Origin of the sequence: Beduinella massiliensis (assembly GCF_900199405.1) — a bacterium.
Taxonomy (GTDB): Bacteria; Bacillota; Clostridia; order Christensenellales; family Aristaeellaceae; genus Beduinella; species Beduinella massiliensis.
On record NZ_LT963430.1, the window covers coordinates 2,620,170 to 2,642,908 of the forward strand.

General features: G+C 61.6%; 17 protein-coding genes. 2 read left to right on the top strand and 15 right to left on the bottom strand.

Annotated elements, in window-relative coordinates; translation table 11 throughout:
* Positions 1-153 precede the first annotated feature (153 nt).
* From purB to dapF, 11 genes are all read right to left on the bottom strand, one after another.
* Positions 154-1,452: an adenylosuccinate lyase gene (purB, locus tag C1725_RS12790; RefSeq protein ID WP_102411979.1), complete on the bottom strand. Its 1,299-nt coding sequence runs from the start codon at positions 1,450-1,452 to the stop codon at positions 154-156.
* A complete protein-coding gene (gene purC / locus C1725_RS12795) occupies positions 1,449-2,168 on the bottom strand; it encodes a phosphoribosylaminoimidazolesuccinocarboxamide synthase (RefSeq protein WP_102411980.1) in 720 nt (239 codons plus the stop codon). The genes purB and purC overlap by 4 nt, the downstream gene beginning before the upstream one ends.
* 108 nt (positions 2,169-2,276) lie before the next feature.
* Positions 2,277-2,933, bottom strand: a complete 657-nt coding sequence (locus C1725_RS12800) for an alpha/beta fold hydrolase (protein ID WP_102411981.1) — start codon at positions 2,931-2,933, stop codon at positions 2,277-2,279.
* A gap of 30 nt (positions 2,934-2,963) precedes the next feature.
* Entirely contained in the window at positions 2,964-3,344 is a 381-nt protein-coding gene (gene gloA2 / locus C1725_RS12805; protein ID WP_102411982.1) for an SMU1112c/YaeR family gloxylase I-like metalloprotein, read from the bottom strand.
* 309 nt (positions 3,345-3,653) lie between these two features.
* A complete protein-coding gene (gene hisF / locus C1725_RS12810) occupies positions 3,654-4,439 on the bottom strand; it encodes an imidazole glycerol phosphate synthase subunit HisF (protein WP_102411983.1) in 786 nt (261 codons plus the stop codon).
* Between the two features lies 1 nt (position 4,440).
* Positions 4,441-5,052, bottom strand: a complete 612-nt coding sequence (gene hisH, locus C1725_RS12815) for an imidazole glycerol phosphate synthase subunit HisH (RefSeq protein ID WP_102411984.1) — start codon at positions 5,050-5,052, stop codon at positions 4,441-4,443.
* Positions 5,053-5,121: 69 nt separating this feature from the next.
* Positions 5,122-8,334, bottom strand: coding sequence for a carbamoyl-phosphate synthase large subunit (gene carB / locus C1725_RS12820; RefSeq protein ID WP_102411985.1), 3,213 nt, complete (start codon positions 8,332-8,334; stop codon positions 5,122-5,124).
* Positions 8,335-8,350: 16 nt separating this feature from the next.
* Positions 8,351-9,412 carry a carbamoyl phosphate synthase small subunit gene (locus C1725_RS12825; protein ID WP_102411986.1) on the bottom strand — a complete coding sequence of 354 codons (1,062 nt, stop codon included), beginning with the start codon at positions 9,410-9,412 and terminating at the stop codon, positions 8,351-8,353.
* A gap of 248 nt (positions 9,413-9,660) precedes the next feature.
* Positions 9,661-10,935, bottom strand: coding sequence for an adenylosuccinate synthase (locus C1725_RS12830; protein ID WP_102411987.1), 1,275 nt, complete (start codon positions 10,933-10,935; stop codon positions 9,661-9,663).
* A 173-nt stretch (positions 10,936-11,108) separates the two neighbouring features.
* Positions 11,109-12,731 (bottom strand): SH3 domain-containing protein, encoded by a 1,623-nt coding sequence (locus tag C1725_RS12835; RefSeq protein WP_346026642.1) that lies wholly within the window; start codon positions 12,729-12,731, stop codon positions 11,109-11,111.
* A gap of 196 nt (positions 12,732-12,927) precedes the next feature.
* Entirely contained in the window at positions 12,928-13,761 is an 834-nt protein-coding gene (gene dapF, locus C1725_RS12840; RefSeq protein WP_102411989.1) for a diaminopimelate epimerase, read from the bottom strand.
* A gap of 231 nt (positions 13,762-13,992) precedes the next feature.
* On the opposite strand from dapF, the gene C1725_RS12845 reads away from it, so the two are divergent.
* Positions 13,993-15,471 (top strand): DUF1538 domain-containing protein, encoded by a 1,479-nt coding sequence (locus tag C1725_RS12845; protein ID WP_428829601.1) that lies wholly within the window; start codon positions 13,993-13,995, stop codon positions 15,469-15,471.
* Between the two features lie 8 nt (positions 15,472-15,479).
* Entirely contained in the window at positions 15,480-16,205 is a 726-nt protein-coding gene (locus C1725_RS12850) for a P-II family nitrogen regulator (RefSeq protein WP_102411991.1), read from the top strand.
* An 88-nt stretch (positions 16,206-16,293) separates the two neighbouring features.
* Here the strand turns inward: C1725_RS12850 and C1725_RS12855 are convergent, their stop codons facing one another.
* The 4 genes from C1725_RS12855 to C1725_RS12870 all read right to left on the bottom strand — a co-directional run bounded on the left by C1725_RS12855 (position 16,294) and on the right by C1725_RS12870 (position 22,736).
* Positions 16,294-16,545, bottom strand: a complete 252-nt coding sequence (locus C1725_RS12855) for a glutaredoxin domain-containing protein (protein WP_102411992.1) — start codon at positions 16,543-16,545, stop codon at positions 16,294-16,296.
* A gap of 47 nt (positions 16,546-16,592) precedes the next feature.
* Positions 16,593-17,168 carry an ANTAR domain-containing protein gene (locus C1725_RS12860; RefSeq protein ID WP_102411993.1) on the bottom strand — a complete coding sequence of 192 codons (576 nt, stop codon included), beginning with the start codon at positions 17,166-17,168 and terminating at the stop codon, positions 16,593-16,595.
* A 171-nt stretch (positions 17,169-17,339) separates the two neighbouring features.
* Positions 17,340-19,004 (bottom strand): CTP synthase, encoded by a 1,665-nt coding sequence (pyrG, locus tag C1725_RS12865; RefSeq protein WP_102411994.1) that lies wholly within the window; start codon positions 19,002-19,004, stop codon positions 17,340-17,342.
* A gap of 192 nt (positions 19,005-19,196) precedes the next feature.
* A complete protein-coding gene (locus tag C1725_RS12870) occupies positions 19,197-22,736 on the bottom strand; it encodes a M56 family metallopeptidase (RefSeq protein ID WP_346026644.1) in 3,540 nt (1,179 codons plus the stop codon).
* Positions 22,737-22,739 lie beyond the last annotated feature (3 nt).

Consider the following 22,739-nt stretch of genomic DNA (forward strand, 5'->3'; position numbering starts at 1 on the left):
GATTCCCTCCATAACCTTCAAGTGGGCATGTCAGTACCATTAGGCCAGCTTGCACCGTTGTTTATTGTACCTCACTCTTTCTGCAAAAACAAGGTAAAATCTTTTTTTCAAGAAAGGGGGTGCACTTTCATGCATCCCCTTTAGGAATTATGCTCAATCATCAAGGCCCAGCTGGTGGAAGATGTCGTCCACATGCGTGTAGTGATAGGCGAGGTTAAAACAGTCGTCCAGCTCCGCCTGCGTGAGGCGTTCCTGCACTACCGGCTCCTTTTCGATCAGCGATTTGAAAGGCACCTGTTCTTCCCAGGCGCGCATCGCATTCTTCTGCACCACGTCGTACGCCGTCTCGCGCAGCATGCCCTTTTCAATCAGGGTAAGCAGCACATGCTGGGAAAAGATCAGGCCCATGGACTTGTCCATATCCTTCAGCATGTTCTCCGGATACACGAACAGGTCGCCCAGAATGCCGCACAGCTTGTGCAGCATGTAGTCGAGCAGCTCCGTGGCGTCCGGCAGGATGATGCGCTCGGTCGAGGAGTGCGAAATGTCCCGCTCGTGCCACAGCGTGATGTTTTCCAGCGCGGTCACGGAATAGCCGCGGATGATGCGCGCAAGGCCGCAGATCTGCTCGCAGTTGATGGGGTTACGCTTGTGCGGCATCGCCGAAGAACCCTTCTGGCCCTTGCGGAAGGGCTCCTCCACCTCGCGCAGCTCTGTCTTCTGCAATCCGCGCACCTCAGTGGCGAACTTTTCCAGGCTGGAGGCGATGATCGCAAACGTCGTCATCAGCTCCGCATGGCGGTCGCGCTGTAGCACCTGCGTGCTGATGGGCGACGCAGAAAGCCCCATGTGCTCGCAGACGTACTGCTCCACGAACGGGTCAACGTTGGCATAGGTGCCGACCGCGCCGGAAATTTTGCCCACGGCAATGGTCCTGTGCGCGTGCTCAAGGCGGTCAAGGTTGCGCTTCATTTCGGCATACCACAGCGCGAACTTGAGTCCGAGCGTCGTCGGCTCTGCGTGCACGCCATGCGTGCGGCCCATGCAGGGCGTCATCTTGTACTTCTTGGCCTGGCGCGCGAGCATGTCGATGAACGCGCGCATATCCGCTTCCAGGATGCCGCAGGCCTTGCTGAGCAGGGAGGAGAGCGCGGTATCCACCACGTCCGTGCTGGTCAGGCCAAAGTGCAGGTACTTCGATTCGTCGCCCAGGCTCTCCGCCACGCAACGCGTGAAGGCGACCACGTCATGGCGGGTGGTCTCTTCGATCTCCTCGATGCGTTCCACCGTAAACTTCGCATTTTCGCGCATCCTGCGCGCCGCCTCCGGCGGCACCTTGCCCAGCTGCACCCATGCGTCGGTGGCGTTCAGTTCGACCTCCAGCCAGGTCTGAAATTTTCTTTCTTTCGTCCACAGGGCCGCCATTTCAGGCCGGGTGTAGCGGTCGATCATTTCTTTTCTCCTCCCATGAGGCGGTGCAGGATCTCCTGATAGGCCTCCTCCACGTCGCCCAGGTCGCGGCGGAAGCGATCCTTGTCCAGCTTTTCGCCGGTCTTGGAATCCCAGAAGCGGCAGGTGTCGGGCGAAATCTCGTCCGCCAGGACAATACGCCCGTCGAAGCGGCCAAACTCTAGCTTGAAGTCGATCAGCTCGATGTTCAGGTCCTTCAGGTAATCGGTGAGCACTTCGTTAACCTTCAGCGCCATGGAAGCGATATCGTCCATCTCTTCCTTCGTCGCCAGCCCCATCGCCGCGATGTGCGTCTCGTTGATCATCGGATCGCCCAGATCATCGTTTTTGTAGCAATATTCGAGCACGGTGCTTTTCAGCTTCGTGCCCTCCGGATAGCCGATGCGCTTGGAGAGGCTGCCCGCGGCGATGTTGCGCACGATGACCTCGATCGGCACGATCTGCACGCGGCGAACCAGCGTGTCGCGCTCGCTGAGCTGCTCCACCAGATGGCTTTCCACGCCGTGTTCTTTCAGAAGCGTCATCAGATGATTGCTAACCACGTTATTGATGACGCCCTTCCCCACGATCGTGCCCTTCTTCAGGCCGTTGAAAGCGGTCGCATCGTCCTTATAGTGAATAATCGCGAGCGTCGGATCGTCCGTCGCAAAGACCTGCTTGGCCTTGCCTTCGTACATCATTTCGCGCATCTGTGCCATGTTTTATCATCCTCCAGCATTCATGCGGTGATTTGTGGCTTCCACGGGTTATTGTATCAGACTTTCCCAGCGCATTCAAGAGAGATATTGAACAATTTTCCCGATATTTTATGGAACGTTCGTCTTTTCGTCGTGCGTTCCTCCCTCTTCCCCGTAAAAACGCTTCAGCCGTTCCGCCAGCGCTTCGGGAGCTTCGAGGTTTACCTCGTGCCCCGCGTCCTCGATCCACTGCAGCCGGGCAGAGCTGATCCCCTCGGCAAGCTGGCGGCCCGCTTTCCGGTTCGCGCTGTCCTTCGTTCCGCAGAGCACCAGCGTAGGACAGGTCACCCTGCGCAGCCCCGCGCTCAGGTCAATGTCCATCATAGAGCGCGTCAATTCCATGAACGCGGTCTTGTGAAATCCCGTCGATTGGAAGGCCTTCTCCGGCATAAAGTGAAAGACAACGTTTTGTATCTTCAAAAGGGCCTTCGGCATCCTGTACTGCGGGGCGATCAGCGCGAGCGAACGCACGCCCTCCGGGCGCTGAATCGCGTATTGCAGCGCCAGCACAGCGCCAAGCGACAGGCCGCACAAATCTACAGGCTGTGACAGCCCCTCGCAGTGCGCGGAAAACGCGCTGTACAGATGCCCGTAGGAAACCTCCCCGCCTTGCAGGAATGCGCTTAGCTCCGGGCAATCGGCAGGCTCGCGCAGCGCCAGGCAGGAAAGCGTACGTTCCCAGCTGGACGCATTCTGTCCCAGCCCATGCACAAATACGTAGGGCATGATCGTCCCCCCTTTTCCCATCCATTCCAATTATTCGTGCAGCTCCAGCGGCAGCCCGTCCGGGTCGCGGAAGAACGTCATGCGCATGCCCGTATAGGAATCCACGCGTATGGGCTCCGTCTCGATTCCCAGCCGCCGAAGCTCCGCCGCCGTCTCCTCCACGTCTTCCACCCGGAACGCCAGATGCCGAAGCCCGCAGGCCTCCGGGTAGCTCGGGCGCTTCGGCGCGTTCGGCACGCAAAAGAGCTCCAACTCGCAGTCGCCCAACGCAAGGTCGATCTTGACGTCGCCCCGTTCCGGTCTCGTGTTTTCGCGCACGACGGCAAAGCCCAGAAGCTCCACGTAGAAATGCTTTGATTTTTCGTAGTCGCTCGCGATCACGGCGACGTGATGAATGGCGTTCAAATTCATATGGCTTCCCTCGCTTCTTCCTGTTCATAATAAACGGCGGCGGCCGTCGCGCACCCGTCGTATGCGTCCATGCCGTGCAGCCCAGCGCAATGAACGCGCTGGACCCCTCCGGCCCGCGCAGCGTCGGAACCACGCGTTCAAGGCCAGCGTCAAAAGCGCTGCGGACAAAAAAATGCGCTTTTTGTTCATCGCGTCTCCTTCCGCCCTCTTCCAGCTCCCCGTGCTGAGCCCCATTATACGGGTTTTGTGCGGCGCTGTAAAGAAAAGCAGCAAAGCCCATCGCGCTTTGCTGCTGCCGTATGAGATTTTTTATCGCACGGTCGCCCCGTCCGGCGTCATCCGAACCGGGATGCCCCGCTGCGCCAGATAGCGCTTGACGTCCGCGATTTTGTAGGTGCCGAAGTGAAAGAGCGAGGCCGCAAGCACCGCGTCTGCATGCCCCTGATCGATCGCCTCGTAAAAATGCTCCAGCTTGCCCGCGCCGCCCGAGGCGATGACCGGAATGCGCACCGCATCCGCGATAGCCCGCGTGACGCGCAGGTCATAGCCGTTTTTCGCGCCGTCCCCGTCCATGCTGGTGAGCAGAATTTCGCCCGCGCCCAGCCGTTCGACCCTGGCTGCCCATTCCACGGCGTCGAGCCCGGTGTTGACGCGCCCGCCGTTGACGTAGACGTCCCATCCGCTGCCGTCCGACCGCTGTTTTACGTCCATGGCGACGACCACGCACTGGCTGCCGAAACGGCCCGCCGCCTCGCTGATGAAGGCAGGATTGCGCGCCGCAGGCGAGTTTACGCTCACCTTGTCCGCGCCGAGGCGCAGCAAGTCGCGAATCTGCTCCAGGCTCGTGATGCCGCCGCCCACGGTGAAGGGGATGAAGACCTGCTCTGCCACGCGCGCGACCACGTCCAGCAGGGTCTTTCTGCCCTCGTGCGAGGCGTTGATGTCCAGCAGCACCAGTTCGTCCGCGCCCGCCGCGTCGTAGGTGCGCGCGCACTCCACCGGATCGCCCGCGTCGCGTATGGAGACGAAGTTGACGCCCTTGACGACGCGCCCATCCCGGATGTCCAGACAGGGAATGATCCGCTTGGTCAGCATGTCAGCAGCCCTCCTTCAGCGCGGCGAAGTTTTGCAGCATCTGAAGTCCCGCCGCGCCGGACTTTTCCGGGTGAAACTGTGTGCCGTAAACGTTTCCCCTGCGCACCGCAGCCGTAAAGGGCGCGCCGTAATCACAAGTCGCGACCGTCCACGCGTCCGACACCTCGGATGCGTAATACGAATGCACAAAGTACACGTAAGGGGATTCGGGGAGTCCCTCGAACAGCGGGCAAGGCCGCAGATTCAAGCTGTTCCAGCCCATGTGCGGCACCTTAAGCCCCCGGTCCGGAAAGCGCGTCATCGTCGAGGGGATGATACCCAGCCCTTCAAAGCGCCCGCCCTCCTCGCTGGAGGCGAAGAGCAGCTGCATGCCTAGGCAGATGCCCAGCAGCGGCTTGCCTGTCTCGGCCGCCTCCAACACCGCCTTATCCAGTTCCCGGCGCTTGAGCTGCGCCATGGCGTCGCCAAACGCCCCGACGCCCGGCAGGATGATACGCTCCGCCGCCGAAAGCGCCGCGCGCTCGTCGGTGATGACCGCCTCATGCCCGAGAAATTCCAGTGCCTTTTGCACGCTGCGCAGGTTGCCCATGCCGTAATCGATGATGGCGATCATGCGCCGCACCTCCTTCTTGGGGCCCAAACCCGAGTTCCGCCTGGCGAAAAGCGCCCTCTCCGAAGCGTCTTACAATATCAGCTCGTGCAGGCCCAGCGCCTCGACCTCGCGGCCCTGTTTGGAAAGCTTCACGCACTTCACCAGCAGGGTCGCCGTATCCAAGCTCGTGATGCAGGGAACGCCATACTCCACCGCCATGCGGCGCAGACGGAAGCCGTCGCGCTGCGGGGCGCGCCCGTGCGTGGGGGTCGTGATGATGAGCTTGATCTTTCCGCTGTCCAGCAGCTTGCTCAGCGCCTCGTGATCCTCGCTGGGCTTGGGCACCTTGCTCGCCGCGATGTAGTTGTGGTTCAGGTGGTTGGCCGTGCCGGCCGTCGCGTACAGGTCAAAGCCCATTTGATCGAGCCGCTCCGCCAGCCCCAGCACCTCCTGCTTGTCGTGGCGGGAGATGGAAAGCAACACGCCGCCTTCCTGCGGGATCAGCATCTTCGTGGACTGGAAGCCCTTCAGATACGCTTCCTCCGCCGTCTTTGCCAGCCCCAGCACCTCGCCGGTGGACTTCATCTCCGGCCCGAGCGAAACCTCGACCTCCGGCAGCTTTTCAAAGGAGAAGACCGGCATTTTGACCGCAATGCTCGGCGCGGGCGGGTAAAGGCCCGTGCCGAAGCCGAAGGTCGGCACCTTCTCGCCCAGCGAGGCGCGAACGCCCAGCTCGACGAGCGGAATGCCCGTCACCTTGCTGATGTACGGAATCGTGCGCGAAGAGCGCGGGTTGACCTCGATGATGTACAGGTCGCCCGCGTGCTGGATGAACTGGATGTTCACCAGCCCCTTCACGTGCAGCGCGCGCGCGATGCGGACGGTGTAGTCCGTCACCATGCGCTGGATGCGCGGGGCGAGCGTCTGCGGCGGATAGACCGAAATCGAGTCGCCGGAGTGAATGCCCGCGCGCTCGATGTGCTCCATGATGCCGGGAATCAGCACGTCCTCGCCGTCGCAGATGGCGTCTACCTCGATCTCCTGGCCCAGCAGATACTTGTCGACCAGAATCGGATGCTCCTGTACGTTCAGATTGATGATCTTCATGTACTCGCGGATGGACTGTTCGTCGTAGGCGATCTCCATGCCCTGGCCGCCGAGCACGTAGCTGGGACGCACCAGCACCGGGTAGCCAAGCCGTTCCGCAGCCGCGACCGCCTCCTCCGCGGTAAATACCGTGGTGCCGCTGGGCTGGGGAATCGAAAGGGAGCTCAACAGCTCGTTGAACAACTCGCGATCCTCCGCCGCGTCGATGTCGGAAAGGTCCGTGCCCAGGATGGGATAGCCCGCCTGCTTCACAAATTTCGCAAGCTTGATGGCCGTCTGGCCGCCAAACTGGCATACGACGCCGACAGGACGCTCGATCTCCAGCACGTTCCACACGTCCTCCGCGGTGAGCGGCTCGAAGTACAGACGATCAGAGGTATCAAAGTCGGTAGAGACGGTCTCCGGGTTGTTGTTGATGATGACGGTGTCGAAGCCCGCCTTTTTGAGCGCCCAGACGCAGTGCACGGAGCAGTAATCGAACTCGATGCCCTGGCCGATGCGGATCGGGCCGGAGCCAAGCACCACCACGGTCTTTCGGCCGCTGTACTCCGCCTCCGTCTCAGCCCCATAGGTGCTGTAAAAATAAGGGCTGACAGCCGCGAACTCGCCGCCGCAGGTATCGACCATGCGGAAAGCAGGCAGCACGTCCAGCTTCCTGCGCAGGCTGCGAATCTCATCTTCCGAAACGTTCAGCCAGCGGGCGATCGCCTTGTCGGCGAAGCCCATTTTTTTGACGGCGAGCAGGGTTTCCTTCGTTAGCTCCTCCGCTTTCATGGAGCGAAGCTCCTGCTCCTTCAAAACGATCTTCTGCACCTTGCGCAGGAACCACAGGTCGATCTTCGTGATTTCGTGAATGTGTTCCATAGAGACGCCGCGGCGCAGCGCCTCCGCCACCACGAAGGAGCGCTCGGTGTTGATCTCGTGCAGCCTGCGCTCGATCTCCTCGTCCGAAAGCTGCTCCAGCGCAGGGCTGACCAGCGAATCAAAACCCATTTCCAGCGAGCGCACGGCCTTGAGCAGCGCGCTTTCAAAGTTCGTGCCGATGGCCATGATTTCGCCCGTGGCCTTCATCTTCGTGCCGATGCGCTTGTCCGCGTAGACAAACTTATCAAACGGCCAACGCGGGAACTTGAGCACGCAGTAGTCCAGCGTCGGCTCTGCGCAGGCGTAGGTCTCGCCCGTCACGCCGTTGACGATCTCGTCCAGCGTGTAGCCCAGAGCGATGCGCGTGGTCACCTTGGCGATGGGGTAGCCGGTCGCCTTCGATGCGAGCGCCGAGGAGCGGCTCACGCGCGGGTTGACCTCGATGACGTAGTACTGCATGCTGTCGGGCGAGAGCGCGTACTGCACGTTGCAGCCGCCCTCGATGCCCAGCGCGGAGATGATGTTAATCGCAGCGGTGCGCAGCATCTGGTGCTCCACGTCGCGCAGCGTCTGGCTGGGCGCGACGACGATGGAATCGCCCGTGTGCACGCCGACCGGATCGAAGTTTTCCATATTGCAGACCGTGATGCAGTTGCCCGCGCCGTCGCGGATGACCTCGTACTCGATCTCCTTCCAGCCGGCGACCGAACGCTCAATCAGGTTCTGGTGGACGCGGCTGGCGCGGAGGCCGTCCGCGCAGATTTCGCGCAGTTCCTCCTCGTCGTCGGCCAGGCCGCCGCCCGTTCCGCCCAGCGTGTAGGCGGGACGCACGATGACCGGATAGCCGATCTCGTTTGCGAAATCGACGGACGCCTGCACGTCGTGCACGATCACGGAGTCGATGCAGGGCTCCCCGATGGAGAGCATCATGTCCTTAAACTCTTCGCGGTCCTCCGCGCGGCGAATGGAGGCGATGTTCGTGCCCAGCAGCTTCACGCCGTACTTTTCCAGGATCCCGCGCTCGTCCAGCTCCATGGCGAGGTTCAGGCCCGTCTGACCGCCCAGGGAGGCGAGCAGGCTGTCCGGACGCTCCTTTTGCAGGATGCGTTCGATGGTTTCGCAGTTCAGCGGCTCCAGGTAAACCCGATCCGCGATGTCTGTATCCGTCATAATCGTCGCGGGGTTGGAGTTGACGAGGACGACCTCGATGCCCTCCTCCTTCAGCACGCGGCAGGCCTGCGTGCCCGCATAGTCGAACTCCGCGGCCTGGCCGATGACGATCGGGCCGGAGCCGATCACGAGCACCTTTTGAATCCATTCCTTCTTCGGCATATCGTAAATCCCTCGATTACTTCGTATTTTCGCGAACCATGGTGAGGAAATCGTCGAACAGATAGCCCGTCTCGCGCGGGCCGCCGCACGCCTCGGGGTGGAACTGCACGCTGAAAGCGGGTCTGTCCAGATAGCGCACGCCCTCGACCGTCTGATCGTTCCAGTTCAGGTGGCTGACCTCCGCCGTCTGGGGCAGGGTGCTGGGATCCACCATGAAGCAGTGGTTCTGCGACGTCACCGAGCAGGTGCCGCGCCGCAGGTCCTTCACCGGATGGTTCGTGCCATGGTGGCCGTACTTCATCTGAATCGTACCCGCCCCCATCGCCAGCGCCATCAGCTGATGCCCGAGACAGATGCCGAAGACCGGACGCTTTTCCATCAGCGCGCGGATCGTCTCGATGTCTTCGCGGTTGTCCGCGGGATCTCCGGGGCCGTTGGTCAGCATCACGCCGTCGCAGCCGGCCTCGAGAATCTGCTGCGCAGGCGTCTGCGCGGGGTAGACCTTCAAACGGCAGCCCCGTTCAGACAGGGAATGGAGAATGCCCCGCTTGAGCCCAAAGTCCATTACCGCGATCGTCGGTCCGTCGCCCGGAATCTCGTAGGGTTCCTTGCAGGTCACGCGCGACACCTGGTCGTGCAGCGCCCAGGCCTTTACCTCGTCCATATCCGCCTGCGTCGGTTCCCCGGACACGATCTTCCCCCGCAGCGTGCCGTACACCCGGATGCGCCGCGTCAGCGCGCGCGTGTCCACGCCGGTCAGGCCCGTCACGCCCTGCTCGTCCAAATAGGCCGAAAGGTCCTTCTTCATCTGCCAGTTGCTCGGCAGGTCGCAAAGCTCCGACACCACGAAGCCCTTCATCGCCACGCCGCCGGACTCGCTGTCCAAATCGTTGATGCCGACGTTGCCGATCAGCGGGTACGTCATGCAGACGATCTGTCCGCAGTAGGAAGGGTCGGTCAGCGTCTCCTGATAGCCCGTCATGCCCGTGGTGAAGACGACCTCGCCGGTCACGTCGGCCTTATGTCCAAACAATTCGCCCTCATAACGGGCGCCATCTTCCAGGATCAAAGTTGCCATGCGCTCACATCCGTATATTTATTGATTATTTGTCGTGTATTTATGCATCTCAAATATTATACACCGATTCTCCCCGCCGCGTCAAGCGGCGCAAACGGGCTCCCATCTGCCGCGGCAGGCAAAAAGAAAAGGCGGAAATAATCCGCCTTAAAAAGAAAATCCAAAGGACGAAACCGGAAACGCGACGGGCAAACCGACCATCATGCAAAAAAGCTCCATCGCCTTGTACTCCCTTCTGCATAGTTCGTTTATCGGATGATGATTTCATCGCGGCGCGGTCCGTTGGATACGAACCTGACCGGCGCGCCGATCCGCGCTTCGATGAACTCCACATAGCGCCGCGCGTTCTCCGGCAAATCCTCGTACTTTCTGATGCCTCGCGTATCGCACATCCAGCCCGGCAGCATTTCGTATACAGGCTTCGCGCGCTCCAGCAGCGGGGTCACCGGGAAGTTTTCCGTGCGCTCGCCGTCGATCTCGTAGGCCACGCAGACCGGGATTTCCGGCAGATAACCCAGCACATCCATATTCGTCAGCGCCACCTGCGTCGCGCCCTGCATCATGCAGCCGTAGCGCGTTGCCACCGCGTCGAACCAGCCCACACGGCGGGGACGTCCCGTCGTCGCGCCGAACTCGCCCTTGTCGCCGCCGCGCACGCGCAGCTCCTGCGCCTCTTCGCCGAACAGCTCCGTCGTAAACGGCCCGCGGCCCACGCACGAGGAATACGCCTTCGTCACCGCGATCACGTCGCTCATCGCCCACAGCGGAACGCCCGCGCCGACGGGGCCGTAGCCCGCGAGCGGGGAGGAGGAGGTGGTCATCGGATAGATACCGTGATCCGGGTCGCGCAGCGTGCCGAGCTGGCCCTCCAGCAGAACGCGCTTGCCCGCCCTGCACGCCTCGTGCAGGTAGAGGTTCGTATCGCAGACGTATGGGCGGATGCGTTCCGCCAGCGCCGTCATTTTATCGATCAACTCTTCCAGATCGATCTGAGGCTTGTGATACAGATGCTCGAGCAGCGCGTTTTTGATCGAAAGCGCGTGCGTAAGCTTTTCGCGCAGCACCTCCGGATAATACAGCTGGCAGAGCTGAAGGCCGATCTTCTGGAACTTGTCGCCGTAAAACGGCGCGATGCCGCTCTTCGTGGACCCGAAGTTCTTCGCGCCCAGGCGTTCTTCCTCGTAGCAGTCCAGCAGCACATGATAGGGCATCATCACCTGTGCGCGCTCGGATACGAGCAGCTTCGGCGCAGGCACACCGGCCTTTACGACGCTATCCAGCTCGCTGAGCAGCGCTTCGATGTTCAGCGCCACGCCCGGGCCGATGATGTTGACGACGTTGGGGTTAAAAACGCCGGAAGGCAGCAGATGCAACGCAAAGCGGCCATAATCGTTGATGATCGTGTGACCCGCGTTTGCTCCACCCTGGAAGCGGACGACGATGTCGGATTCACCCGCGAGCATGTCCGTAATCTTGCCCTTGCCCTCGTCGCCCCAGTTCGCGCCGACGATTGTACGAACCATTTTGCAGCCCCTTTCTTAAACGCAACGCGCCGCGCATCTCGCGCAGCCTGTGCAGGCACATACCTTTTAGTTTATACCCCATTTGCGCGCGCTTGTCAAGGGAAGCAAAGCGAATCGACGCGAATTGTGCGGGCTCGCGACAAATCGCGTCGAATTTTTTGTCTTTTCTGCCGTCAGTAGACGAACTCGAGGTATTGGCTCATGATGTAGCCGCGCTGTCCCTCGTATTCGACGAACTTCCATTCACCGTTGGTCGCGATGACCAGCACGCGGCGTCCCTGCGGTACGCGCAGCAGCACATCGCTCTGGCTCGTGGCGTCCTTGCGCATCGCAAGCTTGTTTTCCTTCGTGCGCGCGTAGCCGCCGATGTCGCCCGAGAGCTGCGCCCGCGGCACAAAGCCCGCCTGATCCTCCGAACGCACGCAGCACCAGGAGCCCAGCACGCCGAGCACCGTCACGCGGCTGCCGTCCGCAAGACTGCGCACTGCGTTGGAATCCGACTTGGTCTGCGCGCGCATCGTGACACCGCCGGGCGCCGTCACCTGCACTTCCGGCGGCGCGGGCGAAATCGCCGCCGCCGTGGAATCGCCGCTGCGGATCAGCAGGTCTTCCTTCAACATGAAGCCCTCCTGGCCGCCCGCGCGCACCTTGGCCCAGGCGCTGAGCGTCAGGTCCAGCAGCTCTACCTCTACGCCCTGGTAGTACAGTCCCAGTTCGTCCGCGTCCTTTTTCGCTTCCTTATAGATGGGCTGCAGGCTGGTATGGCCGCTGCCCGCCTCGTCCGGGGCGACGACCGCGTACAGGCCGTGCATGCCGTCGGTATTGGGCGCGAGCTTTCCGACGGACGAAGCCTTCACATAGCCCGTCAGTCCGGTCAGCGCGTAGGGATTGCCGTCGTAGACGCGCACATGCAGCCATTTGCCGTTCCCGCTTTCGCCGAGCACCTCGATGGATTCGTCCTTTTCGCAGATCAGAAGCTCGTCCGACTTTTCCGCCGCCTGCGCGCGCAGCTCCGTCCGCTTGGCGGAAATGCTCGTGACCGGCGGATAGTACGGAAAAGCAATCCTTTCCGCGGTTTCGGCAGACAGATCGCCCTCCTCCATCCAGCCAACCACGTCCCCGATGCGCACGCGCGCCCAGCCGTCGCGCTGATAGGAGAACAGCTTCACGGCCTGCACGCCGTTGTAGTAGCTCCCGATGACCTTGGATTTGGCGCTCGCATCCGCGCGCAGCTTGGCGGGCTTTTGCGGGTCAGGCGCCGAAACCAGCAGGTACTTGAGATGCTCGCTCTCCGTCACGTACTTTGAAAGTGCATATCCGGCGAGCGCCGGCTCCTGCTCCGTGCGCACGTAAACCCAGTCGTCCATAAAGGCGAGGATGCGAATCTTCGTTCCATTTTCAAGCGATGCGGTCTCTTTGGCCTTGACCGAGGGCTCCTCGCGCAGCTGCAGCATCTCCTGCGGCAAGGCGACGTCTACCTCCCCGGAGCCGCCCTCCGCCAGGCCCTTCGTCTCCGCCTCGTCGGGCGTGATGAGGTATTCTGAAAGCACGTAGCCCGTCTGTCCGCCGAATTCCACCTTGGACCACTCGCCCGCATTCTCCTGGCGCTCTACCCGCGTGCCGTCATAGAGCAGACCCAGGGTTCCCGCAGTCGTCGCAGGGTCCGTGCGCAGGTTCAGGCGCTTGTTGCCGCCCGCCGCGTTCTTGTTGTCGATGACCGCGGCGTCCGCAAGCGCGAAGACGCTTACCATGCAAAGCAGCAGTCCCAGCGCGCATGCACACCAACTTTTCCTCATGATGTTCTCCCCCTTCGTATCTTCTCCGCCTTGACGCATGAAGCGGCGGTGAAACGCCGCGCAGGCCGCGCGACACTGTAAATCGTTCTACTATCTGAACGCTTGACCGCACTGAAATCTTCCATACAGGATCACAAAAACGTGCGGATGAAAAAGACTCCGCGTCCCTTTCAAAAGAAACGCCGTCATGCGCCGATCAGGGATCCGTCCACTCCCCGTCAAAGACGAATGCGGCGGGGCCCGTCTTGTAAACCGTGTCCTCCTCCCACTCGACGAGCAGCTCTCCGCCGTCCAGCTCCACGATCGCCCTGCGTCCGGCCAGTCCGCACAGCGAAGCTGCGACCGCCGTAGCGCAAGCGCCCGTTCCGCAGGCCAGCGTCACGCCGCTTCCCCGCTCCCATACGCGCATGCGGATGCGTCCCTCTTCCTTCACCTGCGCAAATTCCACGTTCGTGCGATGGGGAAAGGCCGCGTGCCGCTCGATCAGGGGGCCATAGCGACCGACGTCGAAGGTTTCCACGTCCTCATTCAGGAAGATGACGGCATGCGGATTGCCCATGCTCACGCAGGTTACCTCGAACGCGCGGCCGTCCACTTCCAGCGGCTGACGCAGCACCCGCCCGGTCCCCAGCGTCGTGGGAATCTCCTTCCCGTCGAGCACGGGCGCGCCCATGTCCACCCGTACACGGGATACAACGCCGTCTTCCACCGTGAGGTACAGCGTCTTAATGCCCGCAAGCGTCTCCAGGGTAATGCGCTCCCGGCGCGCAAGCCCGCGCTCGTAGACGTACTTGCCCACGCACCGCGTCGCGTTTCCGCACATTTCGCTCTCCGAACCATCCGCGTTGAAGATGCGCATGGAAAAGTCCGCACACCTGGAAGGACCGATGAGCACCAGCCCGTCCGCGCCGACGCCAAAGTGCGGCCTGCTGACCGCGACAGCCAGCGCAGACGGATTCTCCACGCGCTCGCGCGTCAGATCCACGTAGACGTAATCGTTGCCAAGGCCCTGCATTTTGGTAAAATGCATTCTCTCGCCCCTCTCGCTTTGCCTGTTTTCACATTTCTACGCGCCGCCTGAAAATCCTGCTTTTGCACACGATGCAGCCGATTTGTCATTCCCGCGAATAGTATAAAGACAATCTTTATGATATAATGGTTGTAGATATAGAACGGCAAGAGAGGGATGACATTGATCGGAAAGCATGGAAAGAAAGTCCAGTTTTTTTACCAGCACCGCAGCGTCCTGAAGGAAAAGCTGATGGAGTCTCTGACCTCGGTCATACCCATCACGCTCATCGTCCTGCTGCTGTGCTTCAGCGTTTCGCCCATTCCCGTCGCTACGCTGACGGCTTTTCTCATCGGCGCGGCGATGCTGATCTTGGGTATGAGCCTCTTCACGCTCGGCGCGGATCTGTTCATGACGCCTTTGGGCGAGCGTCTGGGCGCGTCCATCACCAAATCCCGGCGGCTCCTCATCGTCGCCGTCGTCGGCTTCCTGATCGGCGTCATCGTCACCATTTCCGAACCCGACCTGCAGGTGCTCGCCAATCAGGTGCCCTCCATCCCCAACGCGGTCATCATCTGGTCCGTCGCGCTGGGCGTAGGCGTCTTTCTGGTGGCCGCGCTCATGCGCGTGCTGTTCGGCATACGTCTGGGGACGATGCTCGTCTTCTTTTATGGGATCGTATTCGCCCTTTGCTTTTTTGTTTCCCCCGATTTCTGGGCGATCGCGTTTGACGCGGGCGGCGTCACGACAGGGCCCATGACGGTCCCCTTCATCATGTCGCTGGGCGTGGGCGTTTCCGCCATGCGCTTTGACAAGCACGCGGAAAACGACAGCTTCGGCCTCGTCGCGCTCTGCTCCGTCGGGCCCATTCTGGCCACGCTGCTGCTTGGCATCTTTTACAACACGGGCAGCGGCAGCTACGTGCCGGTCACCGTACCGGACGTGGCGGATTCCCGCGGGTTGATGCAGCTCTTCACCGCCGCCCTGCCCACCTATCTGCACGAGGTATTCGCCGCCCTGATGCCCATCGTGCTCTTCTTCTTCGCGTTCCAGCTGCTGTCGATGCGCCTGGGGGCCGCGGACTTCGTGCGCATGTGTATCGGCTTCCTCTATACCTTCGTCGGGCTGGTGCTCTTCCTGACCGGCGTAAACGTCGGCTTCATGCCCGCCGGCAACTACCTGGGCAAGATGATCGCAGAGCTCCCCTACCGGTGGATTCTCATTCCCATTGCCATGGTCATCGGCTACTTCATCGTCGCCGCCGAGCCCGCCGTACACGTGCTCAACCGCCAGGTGGAGGAAATCACCTCCGGCGCGATCCCTCAGGGAGCGATGAACACGGCCCTCGCTGTGGGCGTCTCTATTTCCCTCGGCCTCTCCATGACCCGCGTGCTTACCGGCATTTCGATCATGTGGTATCTCGTTCCCGGCTATGCCGCCGCCATCGTGCTTTCCTTTATTGTACCCAAGATTTTTACCTCCATCGCCTTCGACTCCGGCGGGGTCGCTTCCGGCCCCATGACGGCGACATTCCTTCTTCCGTTCGCGATGGGCGCTTGCGACGCGGTCGGCGGCAACATCGTCGCCGATGCGTTCGGCGTGGTTGCCATGGTCGCGATGACGCCGCTCATCACCATTCAGATCATGGGGCTGTACTTCAAGTACAAGAGTGCGCATCGTCCGGCGTCCGACGCGGCTGTGATCGTCGAAGACATCATCGACCTGTCGTGAGGTGAAACATGAGTACGTATAACCTGCTTCTGACCATCGTAAACCGTGACTACACGGAAGCTTACCTCCGCCTGTACCGCGAGCTCGGCGTACAGACGGTGTTGGGTATCCCCGCCAGCGGCACCGCGACCCGCAGCATGCTGCATTTTCTGGGGCTGGAAGCGAGCGAAAAGACGGTGCTGGTATGCGCATGCGACGCCCGCGCCGAAAAAAAGCTGCTGCATTCCCTCGTGCACACCCTGCACATCGACATCGCGGGCAACGGCATTGCGGTCTCCGTTCCCATCGCCAGCCTCGGCGGCCAAACCGCCGCGCAGGTGCTCATCGGCCAATCGATAGACGATACCGCCCGCCAGGCGGCCAAGGAGGAAAGACGCATGGAAAAACAGGATCACGAGCTGATCGTCGCGATCGCCAATACGGGCTACACGGATTTGGTGATGGCCTCCGCACGCAAAGCCAAGGCCAGCGGCGGCACGATCGTCCACGCCAAGGGCACGGGAACCGGGTTGGCCGAAAAATTCTTTGGCGTATCCATTGCCGCCGAAAAGGAACTCGTGCTCATCGTCTGCCGCGCCGGAGACCGCACCCCCATTATGCGCGCCATTATGGAGGGGGCCGGCGCTCAGAGCAAGGCCCAGTCCATCGTCTTTTCCCTGCCGGTCAGTGCCGTCGCCGGGCTCGCCTCCTTCCAGGGCGAACCCGACGCCGAGGATGCGCCAGCGGGCGAGTGAACACCGGCGCAAAGATGAATCAGCCCTGTCTTCGCACGCAAATGCGGAGGCAGGGCTGATTTTAAATGCAGAAACCTAACAAAGAGTCTTACAAAGAAAGCGCTTCCTGGACGTCGAGCGTCATGCGCCCGCCAGGCAGGATGAAGCAGGGAACGCCGATCCCGCCTGCCGCCTTGACCTCGTCGAATAACGGGCTTTCATCCCGCAGTTTCAGGAACGCCTTCAGGTTTGCGGTGGACTCCGTGATGTCGACGTAGTCAAACGGAATTTTTTTCGCCTTGAGCGCCGCCTCTGCCTCCACGCAATCCGGGCAAAGCGGCGTCCCGTACATCGTCAGCATGCATCGTCCCCCTCCCTTATCCGTGAGCCCCTTCCGCCTGCAGAACTTTAACCCGCCTGCGATGCCTGCGGCTCAAGGATGCCGCAGGCTACCTCATACAGACGCTTGCCGCTGTCCATGCTGATCTTCTGCATGCGGCGATGCGCCTCCGCCTCGCTCATGTGCATCGAATCCATCAGCATCCCCTTCGCGCGTTCGATGACCTTTCGCTCGTCAAGTGTGCGGGTCAACCGGTTGACCTCGCGCCCCAGGCGCAAAATCCGTTCGTTCATGCGCAGCAGCACCGCTACGCTTTGCAAAAACGCCTCGCGGTTGATCGGGTTTGACAGCGGCACCACGCACTCCGGCAGCCCCTCCTGCGAAACGCCTTGGGGCGCAATGAGCAAAGCGCCGCCCAGCTCGCCCAGTTCGCGGATGAGGGAAAGACCCGTCATGTCCGGCAAACGATAGGTCGTGACCAATAGCCCGGGCAGATGCCCATCTTGCGCCGCCCGAATCGCCTGCTCACCGGTATGCGCGATGATATCCAGGGCATACCCGGCATCCTCCAGGATGCCCTTGAGGCGCACCGCTACCGTCTCCGGCGCGGCCAGCATGATAGTGTGAACGGCAAACTCGGCCATCTCTCATCGCCCCCCTGATCCGTAGGCTGCGGGCGCCGGCTCCGGCGTCTGCACAAGCTTTTTCCGTTTTGAATGGTCGAATTATATCATCCATCCCGGTCGATTGCAAGCGCTTTATGAAACTTTTTATGTTGATACTTGCATTTTTGTCGTTTTCCCTTCATGCAGGAACTATTTTTGTCTGTTTTTGATCTGAATACATCCTCCCTGATTCGCTTCCTGTGCGGCGGACGGTTTCAGCTTCAGCGCCGCGCCCACGAAGTCGCGAAACAGCGGATGCGGACGGTTGGGCCGGCTTTTGAACTCAGGGTGGTATTGAACACCCACAAACCACGGATGGCCGGTTATTTCTACGATTTCCACGAGCCCCCTTTCCGGATTGACGCCCGCGACGCGCATGCCGCCCTCCTCGAAGCGCGCGCGGAAAGCGTCGTTAAACTCGTAGCGGTGGCGATGCCGTTCCATAATTTCCGCCTCTCCATAAGCCGTCTTGCTGAGCGTGTTCGGCTCGATCCGGCAGCGGTACCGCCCCAGGCGCATCGTCCCTCCCTTTTCATCGACGTTCTGCTGGTCGGGCATCAAGTCGATGACCGGATAGGGAGTATCCGGCTCCACCTCGCTGGTGTTCGCACCGGTCATGCCCAGCACGTTCCGCGCGAACTCCACGACCGCCATCTGCATGCCCAGGCAGATGCCCAGAAAGGGCTTGCGCTGCTCGCGCGCGTACCGAATGGCCGCAATTTTTCCTTCCAGTCCCCGCGAGCCGAAACCGCCGGGCACGAGCACTCCCTGCGCCTCCCGCAGGCGCTCCGAGACGTTCTCCGTCGTCAGAGCTTCCGCAGGCACCCAGTCGATCTCGACCTTTGCGTGATGGGCGATGCCGCCATGCGTCAGCGCCTCCACGACGCTCAGGTACGCGTCCGGCAGCTCCACATACTTCCCGACCAGCGCGATGCGGACAGTGCGCAGGGGGGTGAGCTGCCGTTCAACCATGGCGCGCCACTGCGTAAGATCGGCTTCGGGCGCATCGATGTGAAGCAACCTGCACACCTGTGCATCCAGACCTTCCGCGTGCAGCAGCAGCGGCACCTCGTAGATGGAGCGCGCGTTTTGGTTTTCAAACACGCTCCCCGCCTCGACGTTGCAGAACATGGCGATCTTTTCGCGCACCTCGCGGGGAATGTCGTGCTCGGTACGGCAGACGATAACGTCCGGCTGAATGCCGAGCCCTGCGAGTTCTTTAACGGAGTGCTGCGTCGGCTTGGTTTTGAGCTCTCCCGCTGCTGCGATGTAGGGCACGAGCGTCACGTGCAGGTACAGCGTGTTCTCGCGCCCCAGCTCCGCGCGAAGCTGGCGGATCGCCTCCAGAAAAGGCTGTGATTCGATGTCTCCAACCGTGCCGCCTATTTCGGTGATAACCACGTCCGGCGCGGGCTCATGATGCGCCACCTCCAGGATGCGGCGCTTGATTTCGTTCGTGATGTGCGGTATGACCTGAATGGTCGCGCCCAGATATTCGCCCTTGCGCTCTTTGGAAATCACCGTAAAGTACACGCGTCCGCTCGTCACGTTCGCCGCCTGCGTAAGCGATTCATCGATAAAGCGCTCATAGTGACCCAAATCGAGGTCGGTTTCCGCGCCGTCGTCCGTGACGAACACCTCGCCGTGCTGATAGGGATTCATCGTTCCCGGATCGACGTTGATGTACGGATCGAATTTTTGAATGGAGACGCTCAGGCCGCGGCACTTCAGCAGCCGCCCGAGGGATGCCGCCGTAATGCCCTTGCCCAGCGAGGACACGACGCCGCCGGTGACGAATACAAATTTGGTGTTCATCCGCTCACTCCCGTTCTCAAAGGCGCACAGTAAAAAATCAACGGTGTATTATATCCGCATCAGCATACGATCGTCAAGTGTATTTTGTCATTTTTCTTTAAATTTGCAAGAAATCCCGGATAAATCTTTCGATTTATCCAGGATTTAACCTCAAAATTGAAGTAAATCAAACTTACTATTTCATTTATCCATTCAAGGCGACGTCTTCTTTACGTTGTCGCCCCTGTTCTGATAGAGCACCGAACGGGGCGTCAGACGGACGTGCAGCGTATCGATGACGCCGTCCGCGCCGTCAACGTCCACGCGCACCACCTCGCCGAAGTCGTAGATTCGCACAGAATCCTCAGCCTTCGCCGTGAGCTTCGGCAACGTATACATCTCACGCGTCTTTTCCACGAATTCGCGGGCATATGCCTCGACGTCCGCGCGTTCCGCTTCCGTAATCACACGCGCAGCGGGCGCATCCTTCAGCACCGCCTGCATCCAGAAGGCATTCAGGTGCCGCCAGCCGCCGAGGAAATTGCCGTACCAAAGGTCCTGTACTCCCGCCTCCGATTCGCCGTAAAAATCGTAGCCAAACCTTTCCCCTGCGAAGGGGCGGTCGATAACCGTAAGCTGCGGCGAATCGACCTCTTCGGGAAGCCATCCCGCCGTCTCAATCAGGAACGTCCGCGTGAGCTCGACCGCCTCCTCTCGCGTAGGCGCGAAGATCATGTCCATGTAATGTGCATCCTCATCGTTTTTCAGATAGAATGACAGGATGCGCTCCCCGTTCGTCTGCGCGGTCGCGCAGTACCGTCCAACGTCCGTGCTTATGTCGTACTTTCGCACCTCACCCGCGAGCGCGCGCACCTCCGTAAACTGCGAACCGACGGCTTGCCCGCTGGCGGCGCCCGCCGCGCGGAGCAGCTGCTCCAGAACCTCAGGCTCTACCTCGAACCCGCTGCGCCCCAGCCCAGGCTCTGTTTTCAGCGCCACGTCGTCCGGGTAGCCGCCGTACGCGTAGGATAGAACCTGCGCCTCCTCGCTCAGGACGAGCGTGTGCAGCACCATCCCATCGCGCTCGATCGTCAGCGTCCAGGGCGCCGGCCTGCCGAAGGGGGTGCTATGGCGCAGCAGGCGCGTCCCTTCCAGCAGCTCGAATTGCTGCCCTTCCGCATCCGCCCACCGGGCCGTCCAGCCGCTGACCTCCTTCCAGTCCATCTCGCAGGCCGACGACGTAAGGCGAAGGCCGGTGATCGGCAGGCCCAACGCCGAAAGGATTTCCGGCGGCACCTCCGCGTCCGGCCAATCCGCCGTCCCTTTTACGTCCGGATCGTGCGTTAGCGCCAGCACCGCCGGGGGATTCAGCCTCACGCATGCGCGGTCGTAGTGCTCCCCGTGCTGGTAACTGAGCCAAACGCGCGCAATTTCCTCCGTTCCATAGACGTGCACCTGCGCCTCTACTTCGGCGCTTTCCACCTCCCCGTAATCGAATGCTCTCGTATTCCCGGCCAATTCGCGCGCCAGCCGCGCGGCCAGCGCCTGCTCCGCCTCCGTAACGGGGCGCTGCTCCGCCGAATCCTGCATCACATCCATGCGCCAGAAATCGCTGAGATGACGATGAACGCCTATGTACTCCGCATGCCACAGATCGCGCGCGTTCTCGGCGGTTTCACCGTAAAGCGCCGTGCGCGCCCCTTCCTCGCTGCGGACGTAGGAGAGGATTGGCGCTTCCACGTCCTGCTCGCTCCATCCAGCCTTCTCCTTCAGGAAACTTCGCGTATCCGCAATCACCTCTTCCGCCGTGGGATAGACGATGTACGCGCTCATTTCGCGAACCTCGCCCGCTTCCTGTATGCTTTGCTGCATGCTCAGAATGCGCGGGGGGTCTACCTGTACCCGGAAGGCCCAATGCTTTTGCTCTCCCTCGCGCGAAATGACCCAATACTTGCGCACGCGCCCAAATGCATCGTAGACCTCGCAGCGATCGTCCGTGCCGCCGATTCCGGCGATGCCGCTGCCGGTCGCCCGGAGCACCAGGCTTCTTCGCGCCTCCTCGCCATCCGCGTCATAATACGTCCCCACATGGCGCGCGAGCTGAATCGCACGGTTCCGCTCGAAAGCATCTGAAAACATGGAAGCCTCCGTCACGCCTTCCACGAACAGCTGCTCCGTGCGCAGCGCCTCGTCCGGGCGGATGCCCGCGTCGTAGCTCGTGATTGCCCCCGCCGCATCCATGGAAAAAGTCGTGACCGACAGGTCGTTCCCGGTCAGCGTAAACGTCCAGGGCGCTGCAAATCCATAGAGCGCGGGGTACGTTCCCCTGTGCGTTCCGACCGCCACCGCCTCATCCGTCAGGACGTTGCCGTTCGCATCGTGAATCTGCATGCGCGCAAGCCCGCTTTCGGGCAGCTTCCAGTCGATCTCGCAAGCCCCCTCCGCGACGGTAATGCCCTCGATGGGAAGCTGCAGGGCCTCCAGCACGGACGCCTTGGCCTCGATAGCCTTCAGCTTCTGCGCGGCGGAAGGCGACGGTGCGCCCTGCTCCTCCATACGGCTGACGAGCCCGCCCTCCGCGTCCGCGACGGGCAAGGCTGCACCGCCCGTAGAGGAATCGCCGTGCGCCGGGATGCCGTCGAGGGTATGCGGCTCCACCTCCGCCGTGGCAAACGTCGCGACGAGCAGGACGACGCCTGCAAGCGCAGCCACGGCAAGCGCTGACCGGCGCACGCCCCGGCTGCGCACGATACCTGCGACGCGGGCCTTCATGCGCTTACCGTTCATCGACATGCCCGTGGTCAGCACGCCGATGCCAGGCGTTCCGTGCCCGACCGTCGCCCGCACGAGCATTTCTGCGTAATCCACGCGTTCCAAGGCTGATAACCGCTCCGTCACTCGTTCGTCGCAGGCCATTTCCGCGTCCAGCCGGGACAGGTGCGCACCCAACCAGACCAGCGGATGAAACCAGAACAGCACGCAGCAGACGTTTCGCAGCAGCCCCCAAAGACCGTCCCCTGCCTTGGCGTGGCAGAGCTCGTGCAGCAATGTGAAGCGAGCGTCCTCTCTGCGCATGGCGAGCGGCAGGAAGATGCGCGGGCGCAAGGCGCCGACGAGGCACGCCCCTGAGAGCGGGTCTGCATAGGCGACCGGCAGAGGGCGCATGCGCAGCGCCCCGCAGAGTTCCTCGTAAGTGGCCTGTGCATCGCCCGTCAGGCCGCCCGCCTGCGCCCGGACGATCCGCCGCCGAAAGCGTCGGTTGGCGATCAGCATGTACAGCGCCGCCGATGCCGCCCCGGCCGCATGCACGCAGAAGAGCCGCTGCTCCACGCTGAGCGGCGCGCGTACAGCCATGTCGGGCACATCGGACGCCGCAGGCTGCGTGTTCAGCTTCCTCGCTTCCGTTGTCGGGCCGTTCATCCATGCCGTGTCAAAGAGCACGGAATCCAACGGCGCTCCGCCGTCTATGTCCGCATTCTGCCCGGCCGCTCCCCCCATGGAGGCCGGAATGGCGCCGCTTACAGGCTCCGTCGCCGGCGCCCTCCGCGACGCGTCGGCCTCCTTCACCAGCAGCGGATTGGGCAGCGATAGGGGAATGAGCAGCCGCAATGCTACTAGCAGCCACGCCAGATAGATCGCGCGGCTGCCTACGCGCACCCGAAAAAAACGGCGCGCGATCAATACGAGTGGGATCAGCACCGCCGCACCGATGCTTGCCTCCAGCAGATATTCTAAGAATCCAATGACTTTCATCTC

Excerpts from the sequence above, each read along its gene's own strand:
- purB (WP_102411979.1), bottom strand. The coding sequence starts at position 1,452 with ATGATCGACCGCTACACCCGGCCTGAAATGGCGGCCCTGTGGACGAAA.
- purC (WP_102411980.1), bottom strand. The coding sequence starts at position 2,168 with ATGGCACAGATGCGCGAAATGATGTACGAAGGCAAGGCCAAGCAGGTC.
- C1725_RS12800 (WP_102411981.1), bottom strand. The coding sequence starts at position 2,933 with ATGCCCTACGTATTTGTGCATGGGCTGGGACAGAATGCGTCCAGCTGG.
- gloA2 (WP_102411982.1), bottom strand. The coding sequence starts at position 3,344 with ATGAATTTGAACGCCATTCATCACGTCGCCGTGATCGCGAGCGACTAC.
- hisF (WP_102411983.1), bottom strand. The coding sequence starts at position 4,439 with ATGCTGACCAAGCGGATCATTCCCTGTCTGGACATCCGGGATGGGCGC.
- hisH (WP_102411984.1), bottom strand. The coding sequence starts at position 5,052 with ATGATCGCCATCATCGATTACGGCATGGGCAACCTGCGCAGCGTGCAA.
- carB (WP_102411985.1), bottom strand. The coding sequence starts at position 8,334 with ATGCCGAAGAAGGAATGGATTCAAAAGGTGCTCGTGATCGGCTCCGGC.
- C1725_RS12825 (WP_102411986.1), bottom strand. The coding sequence starts at position 9,412 with ATGGCAACTTTGATCCTGGAAGATGGCGCCCGTTATGAGGGCGAATTG.
- C1725_RS12830 (WP_102411987.1), bottom strand. The coding sequence starts at position 10,935 with ATGGTTCGTACAATCGTCGGCGCGAACTGGGGCGACGAGGGCAAGGGC.
- C1725_RS12835 (WP_346026642.1), bottom strand. The coding sequence starts at position 12,731 with ATGAGGAAAAGTTGGTGTGCATGCGCGCTGGGACTGCTGCTTTGCATG.
- dapF (WP_102411989.1), bottom strand. The coding sequence starts at position 13,761 with ATGCATTTTACCAAAATGCAGGGCCTTGGCAACGATTACGTCTACGTG.
- C1725_RS12845 (WP_428829601.1), top strand. The coding sequence starts at position 13,993 with ATGGAGTCTCTGACCTCGGTCATACCCATCACGCTCATCGTCCTGCTG.
- C1725_RS12850 (WP_102411991.1), top strand. The coding sequence starts at position 15,480 with ATGAGTACGTATAACCTGCTTCTGACCATCGTAAACCGTGACTACACG.
- C1725_RS12855 (WP_102411992.1), bottom strand. The coding sequence starts at position 16,545 with ATGCTGACGATGTACGGGACGCCGCTTTGCCCGGATTGCGTGGAGGCA.
- C1725_RS12860 (WP_102411993.1), bottom strand. The coding sequence starts at position 17,168 with ATGGCCGAGTTTGCCGTTCACACTATCATGCTGGCCGCGCCGGAGACG.
- pyrG (WP_102411994.1), bottom strand. The coding sequence starts at position 19,004 with ATGAACACCAAATTTGTATTCGTCACCGGCGGCGTCGTGTCCTCGCTG.
- C1725_RS12870 (WP_346026644.1), bottom strand. The coding sequence starts at position 22,736 with ATGAAAGTCATTGGATTCTTAGAATATCTGCTGGAGGCAAGCATCGGT.